Genomic DNA, 15,738 nt, shown 5'->3' on the forward strand with positions numbered 1-15,738 from the left:
CCATGGTACTGGCGTACGGCGACAACCGAGCAGTGTCAGCACCACGCGGAGCCGTCGGCCGCCGGGTGGCGCCGACGGGAGGTCCTCGTTCACCAGGGTCTGGACCGACACCACGCTCGGCCAGAACCTCCAGATCACCCTGCTGGTGGCTGGCGGCTCGACCCTCCTGGTGCTGCTGGTCGCCCTGCCCGCCGCCTACTACACCGCCCGGGTGCGCTTCCGCGGCCGCAAGGCTCGCCCGACCGGCAACCGCTCACCGTCGGCATCAACAACATGATCGGCGCCTACAGCGTGCAGTGGAACTACGTGTTCGCCGCCGCGCTGGTGGCCATCGTGCCGGTGGTCGTGCTCTTCGCGGCGATCGAACGGCACGTCGTGTCCGGACTCACCGCCGGCTCCGTCAAGTAGCCCGCGCAGACCACGGCCGACCGTCACCGGCCCGCTCCTGGACGGGACCAGGGGCGGGCCGGTGCGATCGGACGGTGGCCTTCTCCCGCAGCCGGTCGGCGATGTGGATGCGTCCGTCCTCGTGCAGGAACCGGGACGGCCCGAAGTTCCGACCACTATGCCGCTTTACCTGGCCGGATGATGTACCGGCACCCACAGCGGCGGTGATCCGTCATCCCCACCACGCTGCCGGGGGCCGGGCTCACACGGGCAGGTGGAGACCCTCGGGGAGCTCGATGCCGAAGACGTCGGCGAGCACCGCTCGCACCTCCTCCACGCTGCCCAACTGGCGCTTGCTGACGGCTCCTTCGGCGCGCTGCTCCACCAGGACCCGGCCGGTCAGTGCGATGTGGGCCTCCGGGGTGGTGATGTGGACGTGGACGAGTCGGCGGGCGGGAGAGCGGGGGTTGGTGGCGATGTGCCAGTTGAGGACCGCAACGTCGACCGGCTCGAAGGGCTCCAGGGTGAAGAAGTACTGCGTCTCCCAGTTGCCGTCCTGGCGGGAGCGGAGGACCCAACGGTCGGTCAGTCCGGCCTGCGGCTCGCGGTCCAGACGCAGCTCACGGCCGAACTGGTGGAACTCGGCGCACGGCTGGAGGGGAACGGCCTCCAGCAGTCCACCGGCGAAGCCGAAGCCCACATCGGCCACGTAGGGCGTCTCCTCACCCGGCACGTCCACCAGCAGCAGCATGTGGGTGCGGGGTAGCACCTTGCCCCCGGCTCCCGCGATGACCCGGCCGGTCAGGATGGTGACGGTGAACCCGATCTCTCTCAGGGCCGCCGCGAGCAGGGTGTTGTGTTCGTAGCAGTAGCCGCCACGGCGTCCGTGCACCATCTTGGCCTGGAGATCGGGCAGCTCGAGTGACGGGACGGAGTCCAGCATGGGGTCGAGGTTCTCGAACGGAATCCCCATGGCGTGGGCCCGGTGGACCGAACGCAGTGTGGCGGCGTCGGTGCGCGGCTCACCGGTCCAGCCGATCCGGCGGAGGTAGGAGTCAAGGTGGAACTGGTGGGTGGCGGTGGCCATCTGGTCGTCCTCCTGTGTCTGGGGTCTGGTCTTTCAGGCCCTCCGGACCGGTCTCGCGGCCCGTGCGCCTCCCGAATGTCGGATTCCCAGAATGTGGCACTTGACTGATCATCAGGTCAAGCAGGGTTTGATGCGCCTTAAGTGGCCGTTGCCGTTCCGGTCTTGAGCGGTCGAACGGGGTATCGACCGGATGGCTGGCGGCACCGAGATCGTCTCGCGGAGCCCCTCGGTGATCGGCCAGCTCAGGCGGCATGTTGGTGCGCGTGGAGAGTTCCACCGAGCCGGTCTCGTCGGCAGACCTCCAGCCGTGTCCGCGCGGAACGCCGGGCTACGGCGGGAAGGTGTGGTTCCAATCGCCGTGGAATTTTTGATACAGACCTGCCGGCACGGGCTCCTCGACCGCACCCTGATCTGGAGCCGCGCCCATCTCCTCCACGAACTCCGCGAGTTCGAGACCCACTACGACGAGCACTGGCAACACCGATCGCTGGGACAAACCGTACCCCTGCGCCCACTACCCGAACCAATCAACCTGCCAGCCCACAGCGCACAACTGGAAATCCGCCGACGAGACCGACCCGGAGGAACCCTCCACGAGTGCCAACATGCCGCTTGACCTGGCCGGATGATTCATCGGCACCCGCAGAGCCCACCTGACGACGCGCGTCATCGCCAGGCCGACACCTTGCCGACACACACGAGGCCCGTACCGCTTCACACGCGGCCGAGCCCGCCACCAGCCAGGGTGACTCCGACATGCACCGCCGAGGGAATCCTATGACCGACATTGAGTCCTACGTTCGCTCCCTGCCCGCCCTCCAGCAGCCTGACTGGGCCGACCACCCACGTCTCGACCAGGCCCGCGTCCATCTGCGGCGCATGCCCGCCCTCGTGGACATCGAGGCCGTGCGCCGCCTCGGGTCTCTGCTGGGCGAGGCCGCAGCCGGCCATCTGCAGATCGTGCAGGCCGGCGACTGCGCCGAGGACCCGGCCGAAGCGACGCCCGAGGACGTCGCGCGCAAGGCGGCGCTGCTCGATGAACTCGCCGGGACGATGAAGCTCGCGTCCGGCCGGCCGGTGCTGCGGGTGGGCCGGCTCGCCGGACAGTTCGGCAAGCCCCGCTCGAAGCCGACCGAGACCGTGCGCGGCGCCGAACTGCCCGTCTACCGGGGCCACATGGTCAACCGACCCGAGCCCGACGCCGAGCTGCGTCGCCCCGACCCCGGCCACCTGCTCTCCGGCTACCGGGCTGCCAGCGACACCATGGACCACCTGGGCTGGCGCGGCACCGCCGGCCGTCGCCCGGAGTGCGACGTGCCGGTGTGGACCAGCCACGAGGCGCTGCTACTCGACTACGAACTGCCCATGCTGCGCCGCGAACCCGATGGCTCGCTGCTGCTGGCCTCCACCCACTGGCCGTGGGTGGGCGAACGCACCCGGCGGCTGAACGGCGCCCACGTCGCCCTGCTGGCCGCCGTGGCCAACCCGGTCGCCGTCAAGGTCGGGCCGAGCATGACGACCGAGGAGCTGCTCGGACTGTGCGAGCGCCTGGATCCCGAGCGCAGCCCCGGCCGACTCACCCTGATCGCACGCATGGGTGCCGAGAACGCCCCGCGCAAGCTGCCCGCCCTGGTGGAAGCCGTCGCCCGGGCCGGCCATCCGGTCCTGTGGCTGTCGGACCCGATGCACGGCAACACCGTCTCCGGCCCCGAGGGGCTCAAGACCCGCCTGGTCGAGACCGTGGTAGGGGAGGTCCGCGCGTTCCAGGAGGCGGTGTGCACAGGTGGCGGCGTCGCAGCAGGCCTGCACCTGGAGACGACTCCCGAAGCGGTCACCGAGTGTGTCTCGGACACGGTCAACCTGCACCGCATCGGCGACAAGTACCTGAGCTTCTGCGACCCGCGGCTGAACCCGCAGCAGGCCATCGAGGTGGCCTCGGCCTGGCGGGGCTGACGCCCCGCCGCTGCTACCCAACTTACCTACATCACAAGGAGGCTGGAACCGTGAAAGGAACCATCGCCCTGGTCACCGGAGCGGCCGGCGGCATTGGGCAGGCCGTCGTCCGGTTGCTCGCCGAGCGCGGAGCGGAGGTCGCCGCTGTGGACCTCGACGCGGAGCGGACCGCCGCCACTGCCGCCACTCTGCGCGCGGAGGGCCTCATGGCGACCGGCTTCGCTGCTGACGTCACCTCCAGTTCCGCCGTGGACGAACTGGTCGACGAGGTCGAGACCCGGCTCGGCCCGGTGTCGCATCTGGTGAACGCCGCCGGTGTGCTGCGTCTGGGCCAGGCCCGCGCCCTGTCCGACCAGGACTGGAACGCCACGTTCGCCGTGAACGCCACCGGCGTGTTCCATGTGTCGCGCGCCGTGGTCAACCGCATGATCCCTCGCGGCGCCGGCGCCATCGTCACCGTCGCATCCAACTCCGCGGGCACCGCGCGCGCCGAGATGGCCGCCTATGCGGCGTCCAAAGCCGCCGCGACCGCGTTCACCAAGTGCCTGGGCCTCGAAGTGGCGCACCGGGGCATCCGTTGCAACGTGGTGGCTCCCGGCTCCACCGACACCATGATGCTGCGCGGCATGCACACCGCTGAGACGGCCGCCAAGGCGTCGATCGCGGGCAACCCGGAGCAGTACCGGGTCGGCATCCCGCTGGGCAAGGTGGCCCGCCCCGAGGACATCGCGCGGACCGTCGCCTTTCTGCTGTCGGACGAGGCCGGGCACATCACGATGCACGAACTGACCGTGGACGGCGGAGCCACCCTCGGTGTCTGAGAACGAAAGGAACCGGCCCATGCCCGGCATCCCCCCCATCCAGCCGTACTCGCTGCCCACCGTGGAGCAGCTCCCCGAGAACACGGTCGACTGGCAGCCGGATCCCCGGCGCGCGGTGCTGCTCCTGCACGACATGCAGGAGTACTTCCTCAAGCCGTTCCCGCGCACCACCGAACTCGGTCGGGCCCTGGTGGACAACACGGCGCGGCTGCGCGCGCGGGCCAGGGCGCTGGGCGTCCCCGTCGCCTACACCGTGCAGCCCGGCGGCATGACGCCCGAACAACGCGGGCTCCTCAAGGACTTCTGGGGCCCCGGCATGCGGGCCACACCCGAGCACCGCCGGGTCGTCCCGCCGTTGGAGCCCGACGACGGCGACTGGACGCTCACCAAGTGGCGCTACAGCGCCTTCTTCAAGACCGACCTACTGGCCCGGATGCGGGAGCAGCGCCGCGACCAGCTGATCATCTGTGGCGTGTACGCGCACGTGGGCGTCCTGATGACCGCCGTGGATGCGTATACGAACGACATCCAGCCGTTCCTGGTGGCCGACGCGGTCGCCGACTTCTCCGCCGAGTACCACCGGCTGGCACTCACCTACGCCGCCGAGCGCGCCGCCAAGGTCGTGACGACCGAGGCGGTACTGACCGGCCTGAACGCAGCCACCATCGCGACGCACTGAGCGCGCCCGAAGGAGAATGGATCCCCATGACAACGCAGGACGGCGTGCTGCTGCTGTCGCGCATCCTCGACGGCTCGACGGAAGCCTTTGCCCTGCTGCACCGTCCTGAGGCAGCGGGAGACGACGCTCTCGAGGTGCTGACCGGTGAGATGACCCAGGTCGGCGCGATCGCCGAGCTCGAACTCGCCGAAACGCCGGAGGCCGGCGCCCGCCAGGAACTGCTGGTGCTCATCCCCTATCGGCAGCTGGCCGAACGCGGCTTCGCGGCTCCGGACGACGGCCGGCCGCTACTGGCGATGCGGGTGGGCGAGCAGGCCGCGCTCTCGTTGCGCGACAACCTGGGACTGCTGCCGAACCATCCGGTGAAGGTGACCGAGGACCACTTCGACATCGACGACGACACGTACGCGGAGACGGTTCGTCGCATCGTCTCCGACGAGATCGGTATGGGCGAGGGCGCCAACTTCGTGCTCAAGCGGTCCTTCGTCGCCCAGCTGCCAGGCTTCGGCGTGCCGGACGCGCTGTCGTTCTTCCGTCGTCTGGTCGAGCGGGAGACAGGCGCGTACTGGACGTTCCTCATCCACACCGGCGAGCGGACGTTCGTCGGAGCCACTCCCGAGCGGCACATCAGCGTTCGCGACGGCCGTGCGGTGATGAACCCCATCAGCGGCACTTACCGCTACCCCGTGTCCGGACCGGATCTTGACGGCGTTCTGGCCTTCCTCGCCGACACGAAGGAAGCCGACGAGCTGTACATGGTGGTGGACGAAGAGCTGAAGATGATGGGCCGGATCTGCCCCGAGGGCGGCCGGGTCACGGGGCCGTACCTCAAGGAGATGGCGCGTCTGGCGCACACCGAGTACTTCATCGAGGGCCGCACCGACCGCGATGTGCGCGACATCCTGCGCGAGACCCTGTTCGCGCCGACGGTGACCGGCTCCCCGCTGGAGAGCGCCGCCCGGGTCATCAGCCGTTACGAGCCGGCCGGGCGCGGCTACTACAGCGGGGTGGCCGCCCTTATCGGGCGCGATGCCGCGGGCGGGCGCACACTGGATTCCTCGATCCTGATCCGGACCGCCGACATCGACTTGGCCGGAGTGATGCGGATCGGGGTGGGCGCGACGCTGGTGCGCCACTCCGACCCGGCCTCCGAGGTGCAGGAGACCCGCGCCAAGGCCGCGGGGCTGCTGGCGGCGCTCGGCGGGGCCGAACCCACTCGGTTCGGGTCGCACCCTGCGGTGCGCGAGGCGCTCGACGCGCGGAACGACGGCATCGCGCGCTTCTGGCTGAAGGACACGGCCGATCCCTGTCGGCGCACCGGTCCACTGGCCGGACGCAAGGTCCTGGTGGTCGATGCCGAGGACACGTTCACCGAGATGATCGCGCACCAGATCCGTTCGCTGGGCTGCGAAGTGGACATACGTCGCTTCGACGAGCCGTACGACTTCGACGCGCACGACCTGGTGGTCATGGGCCCGGGTCCGGGCGACCCGCGGGAGACGACACACCCGAAGATCGCTCATCTGCGCTCGGCGACGGCCCGGCTCCTGGACGAGCGGCGGCCTTTCCTCGCGGTGTGCCTGAGCCATCAGGTGCTCAGCATGTTGCTCGGCCTGGACCTGGTGCGCCGTGCGGTGCCCAACCAGGGCGCCCAGCACGAGATCGACCTGTTCGGCAGGGCGGCGCGGGTGGGCTTCTACAACACCTTCGCCGCCCGGTGCGCCGCGGACTCCTTCGAGCACCCGGTGCACGGCAGGGTGGAGGTCAGCCGGAACGCGGCGACGGGCGAGGTGCACGCGCTGCGGGCGGCCGGGTTCGCCTCGATGCAGTTCCACGCCGAGTCCGTCCTGACCGTGGCCGGGCCGAGCATCATCGGCTCGCTTCTCCAGGAGGTGTCCGGCGCATGTACGCGGTGATCGTCTGGTGGGATCTGGCGCGCTCGGAGCAGACCGTCGAATCGCTGCGTGGCTTCCTGCGCGAGGAGGCGGTGGATCGCTTCTCGCAAGTGCGCGGACTGCGGCTGAAGTTCTGGATCTCCGACGGCGGCGCCAACCGGTGGGGTGCGGTGCTGCTCTGGGAGTCCCGGCAGGCCGCCGAGGCCCCGCTGCCCAACCGGGCCGCCCAGCTGATCGGCTATCCGCCGACCGAGCGGTACGCCTTCGCCGTGGAGGCCACTGTGGAGGGTGAGTTCGCCGTGGCGGCACTCGCCGGGCGCGGGATCGCGCTTGAACCGGCCGGTTCCTGACGGGTAACCCCCTCCCCTGGCGCACGACCGGGGCCGTACAGGGACCCGCTCGATGCCCGGGGCCCACACCGTGGGACCTGAACACCGGAAACCCCGCCCCGGACGGTCCCGGCTGCATCGTCGAGACCTTCCCAGGCTTCCACGAGGAACTGCCCAGGTTCTTCCCCCGGCATCCGCTGCCGGCCTTCGCCCGACAGCTACACACCACCAACCACCTGAAGGAACGTGACGAACCGTGGCACACGTCATCATCGCCGGCGGCGGCATCTGCGGGCTCGCGACGGCACTGTCGCTGGCCCGGTTCGGACACCGCGTCACCGTGCTCGAGCGCAGCGGCACCTTCGCGGAGATCGGCGCCGGCATCCAGCTCGGCCCCAACGCCTTCCACGCTCTCGATCGCCTCGGCGTCGGCGAGAGCGTTCGCGAACGCGCGGTGTTCATCGACGAGTTGCGTTTCATGGACGGCACCACCGGCGAGAAGGTCATCGCCATGGAACTGACCGGCGCCTACCGTGAGCGGTTCGGCAACCCGTACGCGGTGGTGCACCGCGGCGACCTGTACCGGCCGCTGCTCACCGCCTGCCAGGAACTGGACGGCGTCGAGCTGCTCGCCGACGCCGCGGTGCGGAGCTACGAGCAGGACGCCGCGGGCGTCACCGTGCGCACCACCGACGGGAGGGCCTTGCGCGGTGCGGCCCTGATCGGCGCGGACGGGATCCGCTCCACCGTGCGCGCGGCGATGCTGGGTGACGGCGAACCCCGCGTCTCGGGTCACACCATCTACCGCTCGGTGATCCCGATCGAGAAGGTGCCGGAAGAGCTGCGCTGGAACACGGTCACGCTGTGGTCCGGACCCAAGTGGCATTTCGTGCACTACATCATCGGCGGCGGCGAGTACCTCAACCTCGCGGTCACCCGCGACGACGGGGCGACCGTTCCCGTGACCGGGCGGGAAGCCGAACGCGACCACGTGCTTGGCCAGTTCCCCGGAATCGGCGCCACCGCCCGCCGTCTGCTCGAACTCGGCGAAGGGTGGCGCGAATGGGTGCTGTGCGACCGCGACCCGGTGCGGACCTGGACCGAACGGCGCGTCGCCCTGGTCGGTGACGCCGCCCACCCCATGCTGCAGTACGCGGCCCAGGGTGCCTGCCAGGCGCTGGAGGACGCCGTGGTCCTCGGCGACCTGCTCGACGGGATGGGCGAGGACGACGTCGTCCAGTGCCTGGAGAAGTTCAACGCCGTACGTCATGAACGCGCGGGACGCACCCAGCTGGTCGCCCGGCGCATGGGCAGCGAGCTGTACCACCCGGCGGGTGAGGCGGCCGAGGCGCGCAATGCGATGCTCTCCGCGCTGACGCAGACGGAGATGCACGACAAGGCGGCGTGGCTGCACGGTGACCGTGATTTCACCGACAGCGGCCTCGGGGAGAACCGTCGAGTGGGCCGCACCGGCTGACCGCGGGGCGTCTGCGGGTGCCGATTGATCATCCGGCCAGGTCAAGCGGCATATTGGTGGTCGTGGAGGGTCCCACCGGGTCGGTCTCGTCGGTGGACCTCCGGCGACGCGCTGTGTGCCGGCGGGTCGATCGGTGTCCACGCCGGGGGCGGGCGTTCGGGCGGCACTTGGCGTCCGGCAGGTGCCGGCCGTCCGCCGGATCACGACCGGCGCGAGCACGACTCCCGTAGGTTGATGACAGCCCGATACGCGCGATGGTGGCCGATCACCTGCATGAACAGCTGCTTGGAAGCTGCCGCGGTGTCCGCTCTGACGGTCCCGTCCAGCAGCGTCGGTGTGACCAGTGCCGCCAGGAACACGAGGGCGACGCAGCCGAGCAGGTGGCGCCGTCCGATCGTGAGCACGGGCCCTCCTCCAGGAGAAAGCCCCTGCTACGTGGGGCCGTTGGTGAATGCGAATCGCTGACCCGCCCACCTGGGGAGGCGCCAGGCGCTTCCCCAGGAGTCCGACTACTCGGGCTGCGTCACTTCCAGGGCGCTGGAACAGATGGGGCGGGTGCGGGCGGCGTAGGAGCGGGCGGCCAGGATGAGGCCGATGCCCAGTCCGCCGAATGCCAGGCCGCCGAACTCGGCGAACCAGGTGATCCCCGAGCTGGAGGTGAACGGCGGGGTAGGCTTGATCTCGGGCAGTGCGCCGACGGCGATGAGCGGGGCCGAGATGGTGAGGACAGCCCCGTACATCGCCAGTGGGATGCCGGTCAGCCAGGCCGGGATCAAGGGCAGCAGGCGCGGGACCCGTCGTCCGGACAGAAACAGCGTCCAGCGGGGGAACACCTGCCCCCACACGTAAAGCAGCCCCAGCAGCAGGAAGATCCCGACCATCGAGGCCAGCACGGTCACGTCGATCCCCGCCGACGCGGTTGCCTTCGCCGGGCCCGACGCGTCGGCGGTCGCTATCTTCTGCCAGTCATCGCCCGCGACGCCGAGCGCGTTGCCGCCCAACGTCCAGATGGTCTTGGATCCCGCCCACGGCAGGAGTCCGCACATGAACAGGTACACCGCGACGCGGGTGCGCCTCGGGGCTCGGGAGGCGGTTGGGTGGGCCAGCGGGCCGTCGCTGGCGCCGGCGTGCGGCCTGCCGCAGCGCGGGCAGTCTCCGCGCAGCCGCCGACGGTACGACAATCCGACGAGGAGTAGGAGAGCGGCGCCGGCCGTGTTCAGCAGCACCTGGGCCAGCCCGGTGGCGCTCTCGACCCCGGAAAGCGTCGTGATCGTCACGAAATAGATCGGCAGCCCGTTCATTCCCACGACGAACACCGGGAGCGCCGTCATCAGTGCCGTCGCCACCGCAACCCGGCCGAGCCTGGCGAGCGTTCGGGTGCTGGCCAGGCAGGCGCCGCCGGCCAGGAGCGCGAGGGCCGCCAGGAAGAGCTGGACCCCCGGCGCGTAGGCGGAGTGCTCCTTCCATTGCACGCGGGTTCCCGTCACCGCCCAGGCAACCTCGACAGCGGCGTACAACACGCCCCAGAACGCGGCTGCCACGGGCGTCCACACGGGCCATCGTCGCCACCACAACATCCGCCCCGGGCTCGGGGCCTGCGGCCGGGGAACGCCTCCTGCCTTCGAGTCCGTAAGAACAGCCACCGTGACCTCCGTATTTTCGGAATGTGCATCCACGTCAAGACTTCCCGTCGGCCGCGACGGTCACATCCGTCGATCGGATCATCCGCCTCCCCCACGCGGGGGAGGCGGGATCGTGGGTGTCGGCCCGGTGGAGGATCACGGTGCGGTGCGCCTGGTCAGGGTGAGCGGCATCGAGGTGAAGCCCCAGATCAGGTTGGATTCCATCCGTTTCGGAGTACCGCGCAGTGTGGCGGTGGCCACGCGCGCCGTGAACTCCTCGAAGAAGATCGAGAGTTCGCTGGTGGCCAAGGCCGATCCGAGACAGAAGTGCGTGCCCTGCGCGAAGGCCAGGTGGCGGTTCGGGGAGCGGGTGATGTCGAAGCGGTCGGGCTGGGTGAACACCGCCTCGTCGCGGTTGGCCGCGGGCAGCCACACCGCCAACTGGTCACCCGGGCGGATCAAGTGGCCACCGAGGACCGCTTCCTGGCGTGCCGTGCGCAGCACGTGCAGGGCGGGACTGGTGAATCGCAGGATCTCCTGCACGGCGGAAGGGATCAGACCGGGATCCGCCCGCAGCAGGTCCCACTGCTCCGGTTGCCGGATGAACGCCAGTAGTCCGCCGACGGTGGAGTGGCGGGTCGTCTCGTTGCCGCCGGAGATCAGCCCGTTGCAGTTGAGCAGGATCTCCTCGTCGGTGAGGGGGGCTCCGTCCACCAGGCCGTGCGCCAGGGCGCTGACGATGTCGTCCTGGGGGTCGCGCCGTCGTTGCCGCAGCAGGTCGTCGTAGTAGACCAGGAGTTCGGTGTGCGCCTCGGCGACGGTGTTCCGGTCGGTGTCGGTGGCTTCGTCGGCGCCGAACGCGATCATGGTGAGCTTGAGCATGAAGTCCCAGTCGGCCCTCGGGACACCGAGCATGTCGGCGATGACCGAGACCGGGAGGCGAGCCGCGACCTGGGTGAAGTCGACGTCGCCCTGATCGAGCGCGGCCTCGATCACCTGCACTGCGGTCAGCCGGATGTTGTCCGTCAGCCGCTGCACCATGCGGGGCGTGAAGGCGGAGTTGATGACCCGGCGGATCCCGCCGTGCCGGGGCGGGTCGGTGACGATGAGCATCTTTCCGGCGGCCGCCGCGTTGGCCACCGGGTCCGCGTCGAGCCGCATCCCTCCCGTGGAGGAGAAGGTCGCGCTGTCCTTGAGGACCTGGGTCGCCAGGTCGTGACTCAGGACCGACCAGAAGTCGGTGGACCTGGGACGCCGGGTCAGGAAGACCGGTTGGGTCTTGCGGAGCCTGCTCCAGACCTCCTCGATGCCGTCCTCGGTGTACCGGTGGGGATCGGAAAGGTCGGGGGTGGCGCTGCTGAGCAGCGCGTCGGTCATGTCGGTCATGTTTCCGCCGTTTCGTGCGGGCTGGGGATACCCGGCGGGGCCGCGGCACTCGACGGGCTGCACCATCCTGGCCTGCCGGACCGGGTGCGGCCGAGGCTGCTTCGAAGAATTGAGTGCGTGACCTGCTGCCGCCGCGCGCCCCGGACCGGCCCGCCCCGGTTTTGAATCTTCGAAGTGAACTTCCGTGCCGGCCCGGCGAACTCCTAGGGTGCATGCGACCTAGGTGGCACGGGCGGGGAGCTGGCATGACGACGAGCGAGTGGGCCGGCGGCGTCCCCGGTACCCGATCCGCAGAACACCGCCGAGCACGGCTGCGGGCCCGAACGGCGCTCGCGATGGCCGGTTGCGCCGCGACGTTCGCGGCGAGCGCGCTCGCCCGCCGCAGTGGCGGGAGCAGCCGCTATCCGGGCGAGCGACTGGTGCGGGGAGCGTCCGTCGTCGGCGGGTTGGCTCTCGGTGCGGCTCTGGCGGCGGACCCGGCTGTGCCCCGACGCGCGCGCCGGGTCGCCGAGGTCGGGGCGCTCGGCGCCGCCGCGGGGCTCGCCCAGGGCGGCAGCCCGGTGTTGTTCGATGTGCTGGGCGCCCTCGTCCGTCGGATGACCGGCTCGGGGGACCCGGATGTTCCCCGCTTCGAGGCGGGTCGTGTCGTGGTCCGTTCGCTCGCGCTCGGTTCGGCCGCGCTGACGGCGTCGGCCGCTACACGGAGCGCGGCGCACGGAGCGGCGGCCTGCGACGAGTGTGGGCGCCCGGCCCCCGAGGACCGCATGCGGGCGCCGTCCTGGAGCGGCTACGCGGCGGTCGCGCTGTCCCTGCCGTACCCGGTGGTCAAGCTCGCCTGGGAGTGCGGCAGCAACGTCGGGATCACCCGGCCCGAGGTGATCCACAATGCCCCCGGCGGATGGGTGCCCGTCGTACCGGCGCTGGCCGGGACGGTGCTGTCGCTGGCACTGGTACGGCCCTTCGGGCGGGACTTCCCGCGCTGGGTGCCGGCAGTCGGCGGCTCCCGCGTGCCGCGTCTCCTGGTGCTGGGACCGGCCTGCTTCGGTACGGCTCTGCTGGCCCAGGTGGGCCCGGGGGCGTTCATGTCGCTGGTGCGGCACTACTTCGGCCCGCGGAAGGCGTCCACCGACGACTTCGGGCTGCGTCCGTGGGTGCCCTGGACGTTCTACTCGTGCTGGATGCTGTGGGGTGTCGCGCTCGGCGCCGCCACCTGGGAGTACCACCGGACGACCACCGGGTGCCCGGCATGTGCGCCCGGGCGGGGAGGCAACGGCGCCCCCGCCACCGCGTGAAGCGGTGATCGACGTGGGCCCCGGAGGAGTGGGCCGCCTTCCCCGCCGCGTCGACGTGGTGCGGGGCGCGCCGGCCGCCCACAGGTGACGCCGCGACCTCGCCGTTCCCCCTCTGCTCCGCACCCGCGGCACAAGTCGGGCCGCCCTCGCATCGTGCGATGGCGGCCCGATGGCTTTCCGTGCGTCAGTCCAGTCGGAGCATCAGGTTCAGCGGCGTGCGGCCGAGGGGGTTGGGGATGTAGGGCACGTTCGGGCCCTCGGCGTGGCGCAGGTTGGGGAAGCGCTGGAACAGGCGACCGATGGCGACGCCCGCTTCCATGCGGGAGAGCGGCGCGCCCAGGCAGCGGTGGATGCCGTAGCCGAAGGCGAGGTGTCCGGTGGTGTCTCGGGTGATGTCCAGCTTGTCCGGGTTGGGGAACTGCTCGGGGTCGCGGTTGGCGGCGCCGAGCGAGAGCAGGACCGGCTGGCCCTTGCGGATGTCGACGCCCGCGACGGTGGTGGGCGCTCCGGACATGCGGACGTTGGTGAGGAAGAGCGACGGGTCGAACCGGAGGAACTCCTCGACGGCCGCGGGTAGCAGCGTCGGGTCGTTCTCCACGAGGGCTCGCTGATCGGGGTTGAGGAGCAGTGCGTGCACGCCGTTGCCGATCAGGCTGACGCTGGACTCGAAGCCGGCGAGCAGGACGATGAAGGCGGTGGAGATGAGCTCCATCTCACTGAGCTTGCCCTCGTCGGCGTCCCGGGCCTGCACCATCTGGCCGAGCAGGTCGTCGGTGGGGGTGACGCGCCGCTCCTCGATGAGGTCCTTGATGACGTCGATGATGCGGTAGGCGATTTCCTCGCGGCCCTCGTGGGTGCCGCCGGTGAAGTCCCGGGTGTTGCGGGACCAGTCGTGGAAGACGTCGCGGCGCTCCTCCGGGATGCCGAGCAGCTCGCAGATCAGGACCAGCGGCAGCGGCCAGGCGAGGCCCTCCATGAGGTCCACGGGAGCGCCGTCGGCGCCCTGCCGGGCGAGGCCGTCCAGGAGTTCTTCCACGGTCTGTTCCACGCGCGGGCGCAGGCGTTCGGTCTGGCGGGCGGTGAAGGCGCTGCTGAGGAGCTTGCGCAGGCGGGTGTGCTTTGGGGGATCGGACACGACGGGGTGTTCGTTGTAGATGCGCCAGATGCCGCCTTCCTCGTCGGTGACGGGGTCGTCCTCCGGATCCGGCTTCTGGCGCAGGGCCGGGTCGAGGTGGGCCTGGCGGATGTCCTCGTAGCGGGTGGGGACCAGCCAGCGTGCTCCGTCCGGCAGTTCGGCCCACCACACGCGGGACTTGGTGCGCAGCTCGGCGAAGAACCCGTACTGGTCCTGGACCAGCCTGGGGTCCATCAGCTGGAAGACGGGAACGCCGTCGTCGTCGGCGGACGAGGGCTGCGGGTTCTCCGCCGTCCCGGGCGTTTGCTGCATGTGTTGTGCTCTCCTTCTCCTGGGTGAACCCCGGACGGCTGCCGGGATGACGACGGGGACAGTGGGCTGCCTAGCGCTCCAGCACGTAGCCGTCGCCAGGCCGGTGGTCGCGCGATCGGCGCAGGTCGGCCAGGACGAAGGTCCGCTGGAGCCAGCGGTCCTGGCCGTCGTAGCGGGGCTGGAAGGCCGTCCGGCCGTGCAGGGTCACGTGGTTGTCGACGATCGCCAGGTCGCCGGGCAACAGCCTTACGGTGCGGGACACTTCGTCGAGAGCCAGGGACAGCTCGATGAGTGCTTCACGGGCCGACGGGGTCAGCCCGGTCGTGGCGGCGAAGTCGACCCGGATGTCCGGATCGGCCGAGTCGCCGGTCAGCACCGGAAGTTCCGGGACGGAGCCGCCGAGGGAGCCGAAGGACGGCGGGGGCTGGGTGCTGAACTCGGGGCGGGCGAGGTTCTCCCTGGCCCGGTCGGACAGCAGTGGCAGCGCCTCGCGGATCGAGGCCGTGCGCAGCCCGGCGACCCGGTCGTGGTCCGGGCGCAGGCAGAGCAGCATCACGTAGTCCGGGCGGTGCGGGTGGAAGGCGTTCTCGTTGTGCATCATCAGGTCCACCGACCCGGCGTTGCCCTGGAACTCCTCCCTGCCCGGCACAGGGACGACGTCCTGGACCAGTGCGCCGGACTTCTCGGCCAGGAAGGCGGCGGGATCGCCGAGCCCGCAGGCCGTCATCATCAGCAGTGCGGCCGGCCCGGTGGTGGTCCGCTGCACGGACCCGGGGACCGACGGGGTGGCCGGCACCCGTCTTTCGTCCACCGGAAGTCCGCGTACCACCAGCACGCCGCCCGGACCGGAGTCGCGGCGGAATTCGCGGATGCGCTGCCGGAAGGTGCCGGGCAGGGACTGCCAGGAGTCCCGGGCGGCGGCTACCCAAGCATCGTCGTCGACCTCGTCCGAGACCGCCTGCAGCTGCTCGGCGATCCGGCCGATCTCCATCGATTCCGCGGGGGAGACCGTGAGGGTGGCCTCCGGGGGCGCGAGCTGTAGGGCGTTGAGCATGGCTACTCCCAAGAGCCTAGGGTTGCGGTCGTCCCGCCGGCGGTGATCTCGGCGAACACAGGCGACAGGGCGTGCTGGCCCTCGTCGTCGTTCAGTCGCACCAGCGGGTCGGTTGTCCGGGACGTGGATACGTCGTTCTGCCGACCGCGCGGGATCGGTCCCCCGGTCGGGCAGCGGCGATGGAAGGGACACCGCCATCCTGGCCCGGCCGGTCGCTGTGGTCGCTGACGCTTCCAAGACTTGAATACGTGTGCTGCTCCGCCCGGACGGCCGCCGTGCCGGCGGCCGTCCGGGCCGGGAGCCCCGCCC

General features: G+C 70.6%; 15 protein-coding genes and 1 pseudogene. 9 read left to right on the plus strand and 7 right to left on the minus strand.

From position 1 onward, the window contains the following. The first annotated feature begins 145 nt into the window (after positions 1–145). Positions 146–277, plus strand: coding sequence for a hypothetical protein (locus tag ACWC9T_RS10165; protein ID WP_449820589.1), 132 nt, complete (start codon positions 146–148; stop codon positions 275–277). Beyond that, positions 274–408 (plus strand): hypothetical protein, encoded by a 135-nt coding sequence (locus ACWC9T_RS10170; protein WP_449820590.1) that lies wholly within the window; start codon positions 274–276, stop codon positions 406–408. Before ACWC9T_RS10165 ends, ACWC9T_RS10170 begins: the two co-directional genes overlap by 4 nt. 64 nt (positions 409–472) lie before the next feature. Here ACWC9T_RS10170 and ACWC9T_RS10175 read toward each other — a convergent pair. Both ACWC9T_RS10175 and ACWC9T_RS10180 read right to left on the minus strand, forming a co-directional pair. Continuing rightward, a pseudogene (locus ACWC9T_RS10175) lies at positions 473–550 on the minus strand (helix-turn-helix domain-containing protein); the annotation flags it as partial. Positions 551–649: 99 nt separating this feature from the next. Further along, entirely contained in the window at positions 650–1,474 is an 825-nt protein-coding gene (locus ACWC9T_RS10180; RefSeq protein WP_449820591.1) for an arylamine N-acetyltransferase family protein, read from the minus strand. Between the two features lie 777 nt (positions 1,475–2,251). On the opposite strand from ACWC9T_RS10180, the gene ACWC9T_RS10185 reads away from it, so the two are divergent. From ACWC9T_RS10185 to ACWC9T_RS10210, 6 genes are all read left to right on the plus strand, one after another. Beyond that, positions 2,252–3,427, plus strand: a complete 1,176-nt coding sequence (locus ACWC9T_RS10185) for a 3-deoxy-7-phosphoheptulonate synthase (RefSeq protein ID WP_449820592.1) — start codon at positions 2,252–2,254, stop codon at positions 3,425–3,427. A gap of 50 nt (positions 3,428–3,477) precedes the next feature. Next, positions 3,478–4,248, plus strand: a complete 771-nt coding sequence (locus tag ACWC9T_RS10190; RefSeq protein ID WP_449820593.1) for a 2,3-dihydro-2,3-dihydroxybenzoate dehydrogenase — start codon at positions 3,478–3,480, stop codon at positions 4,246–4,248. Between the two features lie 19 nt (positions 4,249–4,267). Then, positions 4,268–4,927: an isochorismatase family protein gene (locus ACWC9T_RS10195; RefSeq protein ID WP_449820594.1), complete on the plus strand. Its 660-nt coding sequence runs from the start codon at positions 4,268–4,270 to the stop codon at positions 4,925–4,927. Positions 4,928–4,953: 26 nt separating this feature from the next. Then, positions 4,954–6,843 carry an anthranilate synthase family protein gene (locus ACWC9T_RS10200; RefSeq protein ID WP_449820595.1) on the plus strand — a complete coding sequence of 630 codons (1,890 nt, stop codon included), beginning with the start codon at positions 4,954–4,956 and terminating at the stop codon, positions 6,841–6,843. Beyond that, a complete protein-coding gene (locus ACWC9T_RS10205; RefSeq protein ID WP_449820596.1) occupies positions 6,831–7,172 on the plus strand; it encodes a hypothetical protein in 342 nt (113 codons plus the stop codon). Before ACWC9T_RS10200 ends, ACWC9T_RS10205 begins: the two co-directional genes overlap by 13 nt. Positions 7,173–7,407: 235 nt before the next feature. After that, positions 7,408–8,628: a 3-hydroxybenzoate 6-monooxygenase gene (locus tag ACWC9T_RS10210; RefSeq protein WP_449820597.1), complete on the plus strand. Its 1,221-nt coding sequence runs from the start codon at positions 7,408–7,410 to the stop codon at positions 8,626–8,628. A gap of 200 nt (positions 8,629–8,828) precedes the next feature. Here ACWC9T_RS10210 and ACWC9T_RS10215 read toward each other — a convergent pair whose 3' ends face one another. From ACWC9T_RS10215 to ACWC9T_RS10225, 3 genes are all read right to left on the minus strand, one after another. Next, positions 8,829–9,032, minus strand: a complete 204-nt coding sequence (locus ACWC9T_RS10215) for a hypothetical protein (RefSeq protein ID WP_449820598.1) — start codon at positions 9,030–9,032, stop codon at positions 8,829–8,831. Positions 9,033–9,137: 105 nt separating this feature from the next. Further along, positions 9,138–10,169, minus strand: a complete 1,032-nt coding sequence (locus ACWC9T_RS10220; RefSeq protein ID WP_449820599.1) for a hypothetical protein — start codon at positions 10,167–10,169, stop codon at positions 9,138–9,140. 237 nt (positions 10,170–10,406) lie between these two features. Next, positions 10,407–11,636, minus strand: a complete 1,230-nt coding sequence (locus ACWC9T_RS10225) for a cytochrome P450 (RefSeq protein ID WP_449820600.1) — start codon at positions 11,634–11,636, stop codon at positions 10,407–10,409. Positions 11,637–11,881: 245 nt separating this feature from the next. On the opposite strand from ACWC9T_RS10225, the gene ACWC9T_RS10230 reads away from it, so the two are divergent. Further along, positions 11,882–12,928, plus strand: coding sequence for a hypothetical protein (locus ACWC9T_RS10230; protein ID WP_449820601.1), 1,047 nt, complete (start codon positions 11,882–11,884; stop codon positions 12,926–12,928). Positions 12,929–13,112: 184 nt separating this feature from the next. Here the strand turns inward: ACWC9T_RS10230 and ACWC9T_RS10235 are convergent, their stop codons facing one another. Together ACWC9T_RS10235 and ACWC9T_RS10240 are read right to left on the minus strand one after the other, a co-directional pair. After that, positions 13,113–14,375 carry a cytochrome P450 family protein gene (locus ACWC9T_RS10235; protein ID WP_449820602.1) on the minus strand — a complete coding sequence of 421 codons (1,263 nt, stop codon included), beginning with the start codon at positions 14,373–14,375 and terminating at the stop codon, positions 13,113–13,115. Positions 14,376–14,445: 70 nt separating this feature from the next. Then, positions 14,446–15,429: a TauD/TfdA family dioxygenase gene (locus tag ACWC9T_RS10240; RefSeq protein ID WP_449820604.1), complete on the minus strand. Its 984-nt coding sequence runs from the start codon at positions 15,427–15,429 to the stop codon at positions 14,446–14,448. Between the last annotated feature and the right edge of the window lie 309 nt (positions 15,430–15,738).

The organism is Kitasatospora sp. NPDC001159, assembly GCF_053598235.1.